12 protein-coding genes are annotated in these 12,996 nt (G+C 60.2%); 5 read left to right on the top strand and 7 right to left on the bottom strand.

All coding sequences use genetic code 11. The annotated features are described in order from the left end of the window. Window positions 1-61: 61 nt before the first annotated feature. Complete coding sequence (locus tag ED661_RS14290) at window positions 62-1,450, top strand: adenylate/guanylate cyclase domain-containing protein (protein WP_122074577.1); 1,389 nt, start codon at window positions 62-64, stop codon at window positions 1,448-1,450. A gap of 300 nt (window positions 1,451-1,750) precedes the next feature. On the opposite strand, the gene ED661_RS14295 is transcribed toward ED661_RS14290, so the two are convergent. Beyond that, window positions 1,751-2,887, bottom strand: coding sequence for an alkane 1-monooxygenase (locus ED661_RS14295; RefSeq protein ID WP_122074675.1), 1,137 nt, complete (start codon window positions 2,885-2,887; stop codon window positions 1,751-1,753). A gap of 133 nt (window positions 2,888-3,020) precedes the next feature. Then, window positions 3,021-4,136, bottom strand: a complete 1,116-nt coding sequence (gene mutY / locus ED661_RS14300; RefSeq protein WP_122074578.1) for an A/G-specific adenine glycosylase — start codon at window positions 4,134-4,136, stop codon at window positions 3,021-3,023. A gap of 84 nt (window positions 4,137-4,220) precedes the next feature. On the opposite strand from mutY, the gene ED661_RS14305 reads away from it, so the two are divergent. Together ED661_RS14305 and ED661_RS14310 are read left to right on the top strand one after the other, a co-directional pair. After that, window positions 4,221-4,748, top strand: coding sequence for a DUF721 domain-containing protein (locus ED661_RS14305; protein ID WP_122074579.1), 528 nt, complete (start codon window positions 4,221-4,223; stop codon window positions 4,746-4,748). After that, window positions 4,745-5,416 (top strand): DsbA family protein, encoded by a 672-nt coding sequence (locus ED661_RS14310; protein ID WP_122074580.1) that lies wholly within the window; start codon window positions 4,745-4,747, stop codon window positions 5,414-5,416. The genes ED661_RS14305 and ED661_RS14310 overlap by 4 nt, the downstream gene beginning before the upstream one ends. Window positions 5,417-5,506: 90 nt before the next feature. Here the strand turns inward: ED661_RS14310 and lpxK are convergent, their stop codons facing one another. From lpxK to ED661_RS14335, 5 genes are all read right to left on the bottom strand, one after another. Next, window positions 5,507-6,505 (bottom strand): tetraacyldisaccharide 4'-kinase, encoded by a 999-nt coding sequence (gene lpxK, locus ED661_RS14315; RefSeq protein ID WP_122074581.1) that lies wholly within the window; start codon window positions 6,503-6,505, stop codon window positions 5,507-5,509. Beyond that, entirely contained in the window at window positions 6,492-7,673 is a 1,182-nt protein-coding gene (locus ED661_RS14320) for a 3-deoxy-D-manno-octulosonic acid transferase (RefSeq protein ID WP_122074582.1), read from the bottom strand. Before ED661_RS14320 ends, lpxK begins: the two co-directional genes overlap by 14 nt. A 13-nt stretch (window positions 7,674-7,686) precedes the next feature. Then, window positions 7,687-8,490 carry a 3'(2'),5'-bisphosphate nucleotidase CysQ gene (locus ED661_RS14325; protein ID WP_122074583.1) on the bottom strand — a complete coding sequence of 268 codons (804 nt, stop codon included), beginning with the start codon at window positions 8,488-8,490 and terminating at the stop codon, window positions 7,687-7,689. Further along, on the bottom strand, window positions 8,477-9,823 hold the full coding sequence (locus ED661_RS14330; protein WP_122074584.1) for a TldD/PmbA family protein: 1,347 nt from the start codon (window positions 9,821-9,823) through the stop codon (window positions 8,477-8,479). The genes ED661_RS14325 and ED661_RS14330 overlap by 14 nt, the downstream gene beginning before the upstream one ends. 121 nt (window positions 9,824-9,944) lie before the next feature. Next, the gene (locus ED661_RS14335; protein ID WP_122074585.1) at window positions 9,945-11,465 is read right to left on the bottom strand and encodes a DUF2125 domain-containing protein; all 1,521 of its coding nucleotides are present in this window, start codon (window positions 11,463-11,465) and stop codon (window positions 9,945-9,947) included. Window positions 11,466-11,607: 142 nt separating this feature from the next. Here ED661_RS14335 and ED661_RS14340 point away from each other — a divergent pair, with 142 nt between their 5' ends. Both ED661_RS14340 and ED661_RS14345 read left to right on the top strand, forming a co-directional pair. Further along, window positions 11,608-12,357 carry an SDR family oxidoreductase gene (locus tag ED661_RS14340; RefSeq protein WP_122074586.1) on the top strand — a complete coding sequence of 250 codons (750 nt, stop codon included), beginning with the start codon at window positions 11,608-11,610 and terminating at the stop codon, window positions 12,355-12,357. Further along, the gene (locus ED661_RS14345) at window positions 12,354-12,968 is read left to right on the top strand and encodes an enoyl-CoA hydratase/isomerase family protein (RefSeq protein WP_122074587.1); all 615 of its coding nucleotides are present in this window, start codon (window positions 12,354-12,356) and stop codon (window positions 12,966-12,968) included. The genes ED661_RS14340 and ED661_RS14345 overlap by 4 nt, the downstream gene beginning before the upstream one ends. The last annotated feature ends 28 nt before the right edge of the window (window positions 12,969-12,996 follow it).

The raw sequence follows: 12,996 nt of genomic DNA on the forward strand, positions 1-12,996 counted from the left end.
CTTGGGGGATGTATGCTGCAGAGAGACTGCCTATCTAGGGCGCAGCAATAGGGACTGCTTGATGACTGACACCGCTTTGATTTCGTCCAAGCCCAAACTCGACAGATATTTCCCGGACCCGGCAGAGGCTCAGGCTGCTGAATCGCAATATGTTCTGGATGCGCTGGAAATTCACAAACGTCAGGGGCTGGAATTGGCAGTCAAGGCGCGCTGGATTGCCATGTCAATCTTTGCGGTCTTTTTGTTGATCGTGCACCCTCAGTTTGAGGTCGCATATTACATCGGCATCATGGCCCTCATCTGCCTGAATGGCTGGTTCATTCAGCGCGTTGGGCGGGTTGGCCGGTCCCGCATGGAGCTACTGCTGATATTCATCGATTTGTTTTTGATGACGCTGGGCATGGTTGGCCCCAATCCCTTGAGCCTCGATGCCATGCCAATGGCGATGCAGTATCGGTTCGACAACTTCATTTACTTCTTTGTGATTCTGGCGGCCGGCACCATGGCCTATTCCTGGCGCACAGTGATTGCTATCGGTGTCTGGACGCTGGGGATGTGGATGGTGGGGCTTGGGCTCTCCATGTGGTTCTCAACCCCGATGGTGGGGGTCTCCGAGGCTGCAGCGGCTGCTTTTGGAGCTGATTCCGATCTATTCAAGTTCCTGGATCCCAATGACTTCATGCTGTCGCTCAGGGTGCAGGAGGTCATCGTCTTCTTGATCGTGGCGATCACCCTGGGGGTCTCGGTGCGCCGGACCAATACACTGCTGCTGAACAATGCCGGGCTGGAGCGGGAACGCGCCAACCTGTCTCGGTATTTCTCGCCCAATGTTGTTGACCAGCTATCGCAGAACGATGAACCGCTGAAACAGGTGAAGATCCAGAATGTTGCGGTTCTGTTTATCGATATCATCGGCTTTACCCGACTCGCGGCGGGTCATGACCCGCACCATGTCATTACCCTGCTGCGCGGTTTTCATGGCCGGATGGAGCGCGAGGTCTTTCGTCATAACGGCACGCTCGACAAATATCTTGGCGACGGGCTGATGGCGACTTTTGGCACCCCTTCGGCCGGAGAGCGTGACGCCAGCAATGCGCTGGAATGTGCCCTGGCGATGCAGGACTCCCTGGCGATCTGGAATCGGGAGCGCCGTCGCTTGGGAGAGCCGGAAATCCTGGCCGGGATCGGCATTCATTACGGTGAGACCCTGTTGGGAGACATCGGTGCCAACCGCTTGGAATACGCGGTGATTGGCACAGCGGTGAATGTAGCCGCGCGGTTGGAAGAGATGACCCGGCGGCTCAAGACACCCATTGTGATGAGCGATGATCTGCGCCTGCAAGCTGAGCTGGAGCAACCCGGCTCTGATTTGGGCAAAGGGTTTGAGAGCCACCCGGAGCAAGAAGTGCGCGGGTTGGATGACCCGATGGCGGTCTGGGCAAAGCGGTGATTCGCTTACAGCTTTAGCGGTTGTTTTATATGATGGTGTTCCTGAAGCGGTGTTGGACAGATTTTTACTGTTTGATTTCAGCTTCTTAAAAGCACATCTCTGGGTTGCGAATTTTACGTTAGAATTTTGGAAAGTCTGTACTGACAGGATGCCCCTGTTGCCGTGCAGCAAAGGAGTTTTCCGCCTCAGTGTACTCCTGAACTGCGCCTCCTTGAGGCCCTCGCCAAGGGTCTTCTAAAGAACACTGACCCTTGGGCCGGTCAGTGTTCTTTTTCACTTCAGGGCAACCGACATTAAGCTCTAGGAGCGGGGCATCGGGGTCTTGACCTTGTTGTAGCTGCTCCAGTCGGTGATCTCCGGGTAATACATCTGCCGCCAGCGGCGCACCTTTGGGTTCATCACCCGGCGCCACAGCGGTGGGAACATTGCCGCCACCGTCATCACCGGATAGCCATAGGGCAGCTGTGGCGCATCCGAGGTGGTATAGTTCTGCAGCAATGGAAATCGCCTATCCGGGCGGTAGTGATGGTCCGAATGCCGCTGCAGATTGATCAGCAACCAGTTTGAGGCCTTATGGGCGGCATTCCAGGAGTGATGCGGGCGCACATGCTCGTATTTGCCCTCCCCCAGGTGCTTACGGGTCAACCCGTAGTGTTCCACATAGTTGACCAGTTCCAGCTGCCAGATGGCAACGCCCGCCTGCACCAGGAACAGCACAAATCCGGTGAAGCCCCCCAGTAAAATAGCCAGCAGAATCATACCGCCCTGCAACCCCCAGTAGCGAAAGAAGGGATTCTTCGCATGGGTCCAGGGTAGGTTTTTCTTCGCGAGCCTCTCTCGTTCGGCGCGGAAAGCAGACAGCCAGCATTGCCGCAATACACGGGGATAAAAGCGGTGAAATCCCTCGTTGTAGCGGGCGGTAACTGGATCGCGCGGGGTGCCAACGTAGCGATGATGCACCAGCAGGTGTTCTGAGCGGAAATGCGAATAGAGCACCATGGCCAGCAAGATGTCAGCCAGATTGCGCTCTAGTCGGTTGCGCTGGTGCATCAGCTCGTGACTGTAGTTGATACCGATGGTGCCGGTGACCACACCGGTGCCAAAAAACACCCCGAATTTTTCCAGCCCCGAAAGGTGGCTGGCATCGCTGACATACCAGATCAGGCCAAACAGGCTGAGAAACTGGAGTGGCACCCAGGCTGTTGTCAACCAGCGATACCAGTCGAGATCTTCTTCAGGAGTTGCCGGGTCGGCGTTTTTGAGGTTGAGGCCGAGAAGGCCATCCAGCACCGCAAACAGATACCAGGTCACCAGCGGCGGCAGCAGGATGGTCCAACCGCCGAATATGGCGGCGCTCCAGATCAGTGGCAGCAACAGAAAGGAGAGCCAGAAGGGCAGGGCAGATTGCCAACGCGGCAGAATATCAGCGGCGATCATCGGTCGGTCTCCAAAATCAGTGGCCCGCATCAGGGCCAATGGGATAGGGGGAGACTAGGCCTGTTCTTCCTGAAACCCAAGGGGCTGCGTGGCGATCAAAGGTGGCTGCTCTCAGCGCTCAGCCCCTAGGGTTTCAGTCTTGGCCCGGGTTGAAATCTGAGCCCGCCCAGAGATCAAATGCCTTGCGCATCACGGTTGGCAGATCCTGTGGTCGAAACGCATGCCGTGACAGCAGTTCCTGTCCCGGGGTGAGGTTATATCCGGCGGGTAGCTCTGCCAGTTTTACCTGCAAGATCAGGTGAAAATGGGTGAAGGTATGACGGACCTCCCCACCTAGGTCTTGCCAGTCGGCCTCAAAGGGCGCGCGCGGCACTGGGGCCTCGTTCCACTCCGATCCGGGCCAGCCCAGCATGCCGCCCAACAGGCCTTTATCGGGGCGGCGCTCCAGCAGCCAGGCGCCGTCAGCACTGCGGGCCAGATAGGTCAGACCAAGCCGGGTGGGTTTGGGCTGTTTTGGGGTCTTCTTTGGCAGCTCTGGTGCGGTTCCCGCGACGCGGGCCAGACAGGGGGCGCGCCAGGGGCAGATGCCGCAGGCGGGGTTCTTGGGGGTGCAGATGGTTGCGCCCAGATCCATCACCGCCTGGGCATAATCCCCGGGGCGCAGTTCTGGTGTCAGGAGCCCGGCGTGATCTTTCAGCAGGGGTTTCACCGCCGGCAGCGGATCATGGATGTCATGCAGCCGCGACATGACCCGCTCCACATTGCCGTCGAGCACCGTCTCGCGCCGGTCAAAGGCGATGGAAGCCACAGCGGCCGCCGTATAGGGGCCAATGCCGGGCAGCTTCAGCAGGGCGTCGTAACTGTCGGGAAAGTCACCCTCCAGATCCTGTGCGACTACACGGGCGCATTTCAGCAGATTGCGGGCGCGGGCGTAATAGCCCAACCCGGCCCATTCGGCCATCACCTGGGCATCCTCGGCAGCGGCCAGATCCAACACGCTTGGCCAGCGCTGGGTGAAGCGTTGGAAATAGTCCGTCACGGCGGCAACCGTGGTCTGTTGCAGCATGACCTCGCTGAGCCAGACCCGATAGGGGTCGGGGCGCTGTCCGCGGGCGCGATCCGCCGGAGAGACTCGCCAGGGCATGGTGCGGGCATTGCGGTCGTACCAGCTGAGCAGCTGCTGGTTCAGTGCCGTCTCATCCGCTGCGGTTTTTGAACCGGGGTTCGAGGATCTGTCCAAATCACGCATTCTTTACCCCTTGGTGTCGTTGTTTTGATGACCACGCTACGTGCCCCCTTTACAATAGGGGGAGCAGTCAAGCAAAACCAGATTATGGCATTCAGGCGCAGCACCACACGCGGGTTCTCCCGCACTTCCCGGCTCCTGTCGGATCAGATCCGCAAGGCGGGCGAAAGCCGTGGCTTTGCGGTGTCGCGGCTGCTCACCCATTGGGAAGAGATCGCCGGCTCTGACATTGCGGCGATCGCACGTCCGGTCAAGGTTGGCTATGGCCGCAGTTCCTTTGGTGCCACGCTGACGGTGCTGACCAATGGCGCCAATGCGCCAATGCTGGAGATGCAAAAGGAACGGCTGCGGGAAAAGGTGAACGCCGTCTACGGCTACAATGCCATTTCCAAGGTTTGGATCACCCAGACTGCTCCCACCGGGTTTTCCGATGGCCAGGTAGAATTCAAACACGCCCCCAAGGTGCAAAAGCTCGCCCCGGTTGATCCGCAGGATCAGGCAGAGGCGGCTCAGGCTGCCGAAGGGGTCGAAAACGAAGATCTGCGCGCCGCGCTTGAACGGCTGGGGCGCAATGTGCTGACAAAGAAGAAAACGCAAAGAAAGAGGTATAAATGACCCGTCTTATGTCTGGTGTTTTTGCTGCGGTGGCGCTTGCTGCCGGGGCCTATGCGGTCAGTGGCTACAACAGCCAAACCCGCCTGCCCGATCTGTCCCTGGTTGGGGCCGCCTCTGCGCAGGAGGCCGAGGTGGACACCTCGACCATCGCGGAGATGGTGATCGGAGCCGAAGACGCGCCTGTCACCCTGATCGAATACGCCTCCTATACCTGTGTGCACTGCGCCAATTTCCACAAAGGCGTCTATCCGCAGCTCAAGGAAAACTACATCGACACTGGCAAGGTCAAACTGATCTACCGCGAGGTCTATTTTGATCGCTACGGTCTCTGGGCCTCGATGATTGCGCGCTGCGGCGGGTCCGAGAAGTTCTTTGGCATCAGCGATCTGATCTACAAAGGCCAGTCTGACTGGACCCGTGCTGGTGGCGCATCCGAGGTCATTGACGCGCTGCGCAAAATTGGCGGTATTGCCGGTTTGGATAAAGACACGGTTGAGGCCTGCCTGCAGGATGGCACCAAGGCGCAGACCCTGGTCTCCTGGTATCAGGAAAACGCGACAGCGGATGGCGTTGAATCAACCCCCTCCTTTGTCCTGAATGGAACCAAGGTCGCCAATCAGTCCTATGAGCAATTCAAGGCCCTGATCGACGCTGAGCTGGACGGCTAAATCGCCCCAGCCAGAGTGACTATGCCAAAGCCCGGGGGAAACCTCGGGCTTTGTTTTTTGGCGATCCATGCAACCGCGCTGGGCAGTTGGTTAGGGCGCCGGGGCACGTGCCTTGAGCAGGTCGGTTAGCGCCTGATCTTCGGGGATCTGCAAACGCACGGGCAGGGTGATCACCTTGTGACGGAAACTCGCAGGCAGGCGCACGGCGTCCTTTTCGGTGGTGACCAGCTGCGCGCCCCGCATCTTGGAATCCGCCTCCAGCCGGGTCATTAGCGCGGTGGAGAGCGGCTGGTGATCGTCCAGAGCCTCGGCGTGCAGGATCCTGGCCCCCAGGCCGCGCAGGGTATCAAAGAATTTTTGCGGATGGCCTATGCCGGCAAAGGCCAGCACTGGCGTGTCTTTCCAGGGCATTCCCGTTTGCAGCGGTTCCAGCGCGGCCTGAACATGCGGCAGGCCCTGCAGGTCGCGGCCCCATTGTTTGGCAAAGCCGTCCTGTGCCGCCTTACCCCCAATGGACAGCACCAGATCCGCACGGCGCAGACCTGGCGCCACGGGTTCACGCAGGGGGCCGGCCGGCAGGCAGCTGCCATTGCCAAACCCACGGGCGGCATCCACCACCACAAGCGACAGATCCTTGGTCACGCTGGGGTTTTGAAACCCGTCATCCAGCACAATGACGGTGGCGCCTGCCGCTTCGGCGGCCTTGGTGCCAGCGGCGCGGTCACGGGAGACCCAGACCCCGCCAAAGGCGGCCAGCAACAGCGGCTCGTCACCACAATCCTGAGCGCGGTGTTTGCCGGGGTTCACGGCCACTGGTCCCTGCAATGTGCCACCATAACCGCGCGTGACAACATGGGGGTCATGGCCCATGGCGCGTAGTGTTTCGAGCAACCAGATCACGGTTGGGGTTTTGCCGGTGCCCCCGGCATTGAGGTTGCCAACACAAATCACCGGCACCTTGGCCTGATACCCGGCGGCGCGCAGCCGTCTGGCGGTGGCAGCGGCATAGATCCAGCCCAAAGGTGCAAGCACCAGGCGGCGCAGATCAAAGCGCTGCGGCGGTTTGTTCCAAAACTCAGGAGGTCGCATCTTGGTCCTCGCGCAGGTCCAGAATGTCCTGAACTCTGTCTATCAGTTGATCGGTCATTTCCGCGCCTTCGGTGACAGCTGTCCAGCCGGCCAATGCCCGCTTTGCCGCCATGTCCGGCGCCGACAGATGGATCACCATCTCGGCCAGCTCCTGCGCGGAATTCACCTGTTTTGTTGCCTTGAGCGCGGCGAGTTGACTATAGATTGCCCGGTGATGGCCACTACCCGGTCCGTGCAGCACAACAGATCCCAGCGCCAGCGCGTCCAGCGGGTTTTGTCCCGGCATATCCTGCATCAGGCTCGAGGCCAGCAGGGTAATGGGGGCCAACCGGTACCACAGCCCAAGGTTGGCGCTGTCGGTGATCAGAATCTGGGTGTAGTCACTCAGCTCGTCCCCGGCGTCCCAATCGGCGCATTGCAAGCCGCTGGCCTGCACCAGATTACGGGCGCGGGCACGGCATTCGGGATTGTCCAGCGCGATAACCAGGAGCATCCGGTGCAATAGTCTGAGCGCGGTGCGATGGGCCTCCAGCAGGGTGGGCAGTTCTTCCAGCTGAGCCCGAGCCGCCAGCCAGGCGGGGCGACTGCCGAGGCTTTGCTGCAGGTCGGCAAGATCATCGTGATTGCAGCCGGGGGGCACAGTGGAAAGCCGCAGGCGGCTGGTTAGCAGCACATGTTCAGCAGAGAACGGTCCGCGCAGGAGCTGGCTGCGGACGAGTTTTGACGGGGTGTAAATTGCATCAAAGCCACTAAAGATCCGATGGCGTTGGTCCGGCAGCCAGCGCAGTTTGCGGGTTGGCATTTCGCTGTCCAGGATATCCACCAGCAAAGCAGAGACCCCCTGTTCCCGCATCTGGCGCAACATCCCCCGGCGCAGCTGCCCGCCGGCCCAGAGGCACAGATCCGGCCGCCACTGGTTGAGAAAGGCCCTGGACTCGCTGGTTTGATCGCCGGGCAGGGGGCCCAGAATGTAATCGCAGCCATCGACCTCAGGAACCTCGCCCATGTCGGTCTCCCAGGTGGCCAGCACCACCAGATCTGGCCGCATCGCCTTGAGCCGATGACCAATGTCACAAAGCGCCATGAAGCGCTCGATACTGGTGGCATGCACCCAGAGCACTTCGCCCGCAGGACGGGCCGGGGAAGAGAGTGTATGTGGCTCAGCCATAGTTGCCGGTCCACTACCCTGCAATGCCCGGACCTATTGGGTCCAGGGCCTGAAACAGCTCCAGGTGGGTTTGGGGCGTTGCCGCCACAACCCCATCCAACAGCGGCACCCGGTTGTTGAACAGCAAGGGTTTGTTGAGCCGATCACTGATCAGCCCGCCGGCCTCGCGCAGCAGCAGATCACCAGCGGCAATATCCCATTCCCAGCTGCGCCGCAGCGTCAGCATGGCGCTATATCCGCCATCCGCGACACGGGCCAGCCGATAGGCCAGCGAGGGGCGATAACTGCGGTGAAAGACAGGTGGCGTGCCACCCAGCCAGTGCTGTGTATCCAGGTTGGGCTTGGCCGTCAGTATCTTTGCGGCGCTCAGTGCCCCGGGGGATGTCACCGAAATCGGGGTCCCGTTACAAAAGGCGCCGCCTCCTTTGGAGGCCGAATAGAGCAAGTCGCGTTGTGGCAGGTAGATCACTGCAGCGGTGACCACGCCTCGTTCCGCCACGGCCAGCGAATGCGCCCAGGTGGCTGACCCTTCGGCAAAGCTGCGGGTGCCATCAATAGGGTCAATGATAAACACCCGGTCTTTGCCGAGCCGGGCCTCATTGTCTTCGCTTTCTTCCGACAGCCAGCCATAATCTGGCCGCGCCCTTGGCAGCATGGCCTCCAGCATGGCATTGACCGCCAGATCGGCCTCGGTCACCGGGCCCTGGCCATCGGGCTTGTCCCAGCGCTGCGCGGTGGGGCCAGAGTATTTAAGTGCGATATCGCCTGCCGCCTTGGCCGCCTGGATCAGGAGAGTGAGGTCTTCAGCTGCCGGCAAGGGTCATTCCTTCGACCAGAAGCGAGGGTACAACTCGTGACAGGTAGCTGCGGGCGTCATTGGCCGGGACCAGGTTTTTCAACATGTCGCGCAGATTGCCCGCAATGGTGCATTCATTCACCGGATAGGCGATCTCACCGTTTTCCACCCAATAGCCCGAGGCCCCGCGGGAATAATCCCCGGTATTGGGGTTGATGGTCGAGCCGATAAGGGAGGTGACCAACAGGCCGGTGCCCATATTTGCGATCAGCTCTTCGCGGCTATGGCTGCCAGGGGTCAGGGCAATGTTCCAGTTCGAGGGCATGGGGACCGATCCCACGCCACGTACTGCATTACCGGTGCTTTGCAGTCCCAGTTTGCGGGCCGAGGCCAGATCCAGGGTCCAACCTGTGAGGGTGCCGTTTTCAATAATGGCGCGCCGCTGGGTGGGCAGGCCTTCCCCGTCAAAAGGGCGGGAGCCGGATATGCGGGCGCGGTGCGGGTCTTCGATGACCGACAGGGCCTCGGGCAGGATCTGCTCCCCCACCATGCCCTGCAACCAGGACGACCCACGGGCGATGGCTGCGCCATTGGAAGCCGACAACAGGTGACCGATCAGCGAAGAAGAGATCCGCTCGTCAAACAAGACCGGGTAGCTGCCGGTTTGTGGGCGGCGGGCATTGAGCCGCGCCACGGCGCGTTCGCCTGCGATGCGGCCAATTTCCGCGGCGCTGCGCAGATCGCTTTGAAAGGTGCGGGAATCGCCATCATAGTCGCGTTCCATCCCGGCGCCGGTTCCGGCAATGCCGGTACAAGACAGCGAACGGCCGGTGCGCTGGTAGCCACCGGCAAAACCGTTGGAGGTGGCCAGATAGACCGAATGATGACCATAGCTGGCCCCGGCAGCCTGCACCTGGCTGATCCCATCAATGGCGGCACAGGCGGCCTCGGCGGCAAGCGCGTCTTGTTGCAGGGCCTCTGGTGCGGGTTCGGCACTTGGGTCACACAGCTGCAGCGCCTCGATTTCCCAGTTCTGCGCCAGCTGATCGGCGCTGGCCAGGCCAGCATAGGGATCTTCGGGGGCCTCGCGGGCCATGGCCACAGCGCGCTCCGCCATGGCCAACAGGGTTTCGGGGCGACTGTCCGAAGAAGAGACCTGCGCCTGACGCTGGCCAATAAAGACCCGCAGCCCCAGATCGGTGCCTTCGGAACGTTCGGCATGTTCCAGTTTGCCTTCGCGCACCTCGATGCTGAGAGAGCTGCCTTCGGTGGCCATGGCATCTACGGCATCGGCACCGGCGGATTTGGCGGCGTCAATCAGGGCGTGGCAAAGCGCTTGCGGGGACTGGGTCATGGGCACCTACTGAATTTGGATTGCAACAAGAGCTAGCCAGACCCGCGCGCTGCCGCAAGGGTGTGGCACAAAAAAGGGCCGCGCATGGCGGCCCTGATTGCGTATTTTTGAGAGGCAGCGCCTATTTGATGCGCTGGCCATTGGCGTGGATCTGGCCATCTTCGGTGACCTTGATTTCCGAGGTCAGGGTGTCCTCGCCCTCACCGGGGACACCAAACATGCCCATCATCATCCGCGCGCCCATGGCGTCGCTGTCGCTGACCAGGCCCATCTTGATCAGATTGTCGATCAGACCATTGGCGCCAACCAGTTCGATATTGGCGGTGCCATCGGGGGCGGGCATGCCGTCAAAGGTCACCAGGTCTTCGTTGTTGAAGGTGAAATCGCCGGTTCCGGTCAGCTTGGCCCCTGCGGCGGTGACCAGCAGTTGCTTGATGCTGAGAGCATTGAACTCACCAGGTTTCTGCGTGCCGCGTTCCATGGCTTTCATGGCTTCCGGGTCAAACATATCAAACAGCAGTTTGCCCTTGCCGGCGAGGTCCAGAACGATCGTTGCTGGGTCATGTGGCAGGGCACCGGTGGGATCCACCATCCCCCAGAGCATCTCAGGAACGGCAAAATCACGCAGGGTGATGCCAAGACCAAAGTCCTGCTCTTCGTCGGACTGGCTGACAGGCATCATCAGCTTAAAGCCGGTTTCCGCCATCGAGAGTGCCAGTGGGAAAGGAATTTCCGACCCGGACACATTGACCGAGATATCCTGTTGGCCGACATCATAGGACAACCCGTCCTTGCTCATGGTGACGCCAAAGTTGCCACCAGCGGAGGAGCTTTGCATGTCAAAACTGTCAGAGCCAGTCACAGAGATGGCGCTGTTGCCAGCGGTGTAGTTGACCATGGCATCCACGCTCATGCCGGCTTTGATCAAATCCGAAATCTGCGGGGCATCCAGACCGGCCGGAATGCTGCTCACACCGGTGGCAGTGATGTTCTGAATGCTGCCTTTGATGGTGCCGGCATCCGACGAATCAGGGTCCTGAAAGGCGATGTCATAGCTGACTTCTGCCATCGAGGACTTCTGCGTGTAGTTGCGCTGATCGGCAATCTGCATGACCGTATTGGCGGTGAAATCGCTGATCATCACCGAAGCCTTCAGTGCCCCCTCCGGCATTTCCTCACCGTCGCCCATGACCTTGCCCAGTGTCAGGCTGGCCTGGCCAGTGGCGTAGTCATAGGTCATGGCAGAGGTATCACCAGAGACAACCATTGGGCTGCCATCATGGGAATAGAGGATCTCTGCCGAGAACTTCTCACCGTCGCCTTCGCCGGCAAAGGTCATCGGGAAATCCTTGGGCAGCATCACGTTGACGGTACCATCGCCATTCTCGATGAACTGGATTTCGGGCATGGTCAGCCCGCCGGTGCCATCCTGATCTGGCAGGGGCATTGTCATCGAAATATCGCTGACGGTGAGCACATTGCCGGATTGGCTTTCGGTGCCGGTCACGGTGTAACCAGTGCCGGTCATATAGGCTTTCCAGTCCGACCAGACATCCTGAGCGCTGACGTCAGCAAATGCGCCTTGGGCGGAGATAATAAGTACCGCAGCAGCGCCCGTGCCGCGCGCGAGGGAAACTGTCATAGGATAACCTTTCTGCATATGGTCAAATACAATGGCTTATATGGTCAACCGCAAAGGGTGTAGCGTCAAGGGGCCAAGCACTGGACCGTTCCCCCTAAGCAGTTTAACACATTTGGAATTAGAGGATTTGGAGATTTAGCTGATGGATATCAAGGGCAAAACAGTTGTCATTACCGGTGCCAGCCGTGGCATCGGCGCGGATGCGGCACGGGTTTTTGCCGCCGCAGGTGCCAATCTGGCCTTGCTGGCAAGGAGCTCTGACAGTCTGGCGGCCCTCTGCGAAGAGCTCGGCGGAAACACGCTGGCCTTTGCCTGTGATGTCTCGGAACCCGCAGCGGTGGCCGCTGCCCTGCAACAAACGCAGCTGGCTTTTGGCAGTCTGGATGTTCTGATCAACAATGCCGGGGTCATTGACCCGATTGCCCGGATCGAAGACGCCGATGCGGCCTCCTGGGGTCAGCTGATGGATATCAACATCAAGGGGGTGTTCAACGGCATCCACGCGGCCCTGCCTCTGATGAAATCTGGCGCAGGCGGCACGATCATCAATATCGGATCCGGCGCGGCCTATAATGCGCTCGAAGGCTGGAGCGCCTATTGCACGTCAAAGGCGGCTGTCTTGATGCTGACCAAGGCGCTGCATCTGGAAGAGGCGGACAATGGCATTCGTGTTCTCAGCCTGTCGCCGGGCACCGTGGCCACCGAAATGCAACGCAAGATCAAGTCCAGCGGCATCAATCCGGTCAGTCAGATTGATTGGAAGGACCATGTGCCCGCAGAATGGCCAGCCAAAACCCTGTTGTGGATGTGCAGCCCGGATGCCGATGAATTCCTGGGCGACGAGGTCTCTCTGCGTCTTGACCTGATCCGCCGCCGGGTGGGCCTGGTATGATCACGCTCGATATTGCTGACACAGGCCTTTGGACCGTCACCATCAATCGGCCCGAAAAGGCGAACTCGCTCACTGCGGATATGCTGGAAGAGCTGGTCGAGATCGCAACCCGTGCGCAAGAGGCGCGGGGGCTGATCCTCACGGGTACAGGCAAGGTGTTTAGTGCCGGTGCTGATCTGGATGAAGCCCGCGCGGGTCTGGCGACCTCCACCGTTTGGGAGCGGTTGTCGACAGCCCTGGCAGCGGTACCCTGTCTCAAGATTGCGGCACTGAACGGCACATTGGCGGGGGGCGCAAATGGTATGGCACTGGCCTGCGATATCCGCCTGGCGGTGCCGGGGGCCAAGTTCTTTTACCCGGTGATGAAGCTCGGCTATCTGCCGCAGCCCTCGGATGCGGGGCGGATGCGGGCGCTGATCGGCCCTGCGCGCACCAAAATGATCCTGGCGGGCGGCCAAAAGATTGAAGCCGCAGAGGCCTGTGCCTGGGGATTGGTGGACCGATTGGTTGAACCGGAAGAGTTGCTGCCACAGGCGCAGGGACTGCTGGCAGATTCCCTGGCAGCCAAGCCTGAGATCGCCAAGGGCATCCTGGAGATGTGCCAAGGCTGAGGCTCAGAGATTGAAGCCTCGTCTTTCG

The sequence above is a fragment of the Pseudophaeobacter sp. EL27 genome (genome assembly GCF_900313025.1).
In the GTDB taxonomy this organism is placed as follows: Bacteria; Pseudomonadota; Alphaproteobacteria; order Rhodobacterales; family Rhodobacteraceae; genus Pseudophaeobacter.

Bases quoted from the DNA above. Each gene is read 5' to 3' on its own strand.
- ED661_RS14340 (WP_122074586.1), top strand. From the start codon at position 11,608: ATGGATATCAAGGGCAAAACAGTTGTCATTACCGGTGCCAGCCGTGGC.
- ED661_RS14330 (WP_122074584.1), bottom strand. From the start codon at position 9,823: ATGACCCAGTCCCCGCAAGCGCTTTGCCACGCCCTGATTGACGCCGCC.
- mutY (WP_122074578.1), bottom strand. From the start codon at position 4,136: ATGCGTGATTTGGACAGATCCTCGAACCCCGGTTCAAAAACCGCAGCG.
- ED661_RS14335 (WP_122074585.1), bottom strand. From the start codon at position 11,465: ATGACAGTTTCCCTCGCGCGCGGCACGGGCGCTGCTGCGGTACTTATT.
- ED661_RS14295 (WP_122074675.1), bottom strand. From the start codon at position 2,887: ATGATCGCCGCTGATATTCTGCCGCGTTGGCAATCTGCCCTGCCCTTC.
- lpxK (WP_122074581.1), bottom strand. From the start codon at position 6,505: ATGCGACCTCCTGAGTTTTGGAACAAACCGCCGCAGCGCTTTGATCTG.
- ED661_RS14290 (WP_122074577.1), top strand. From the start codon at position 62: ATGACTGACACCGCTTTGATTTCGTCCAAGCCCAAACTCGACAGATAT.
- ED661_RS14345 (WP_122074587.1), top strand. From the start codon at position 12,354: ATGATCACGCTCGATATTGCTGACACAGGCCTTTGGACCGTCACCATC.
- ED661_RS14310 (WP_122074580.1), top strand. From the start codon at position 4,745: ATGACCCGTCTTATGTCTGGTGTTTTTGCTGCGGTGGCGCTTGCTGCC.
- ED661_RS14320 (WP_122074582.1), bottom strand. From the start codon at position 7,673: ATGGCTGAGCCACATACACTCTCTTCCCCGGCCCGTCCTGCGGGCGAA.
- ED661_RS14305 (WP_122074579.1), top strand. From the start codon at position 4,221: ATGGCATTCAGGCGCAGCACCACACGCGGGTTCTCCCGCACTTCCCGG.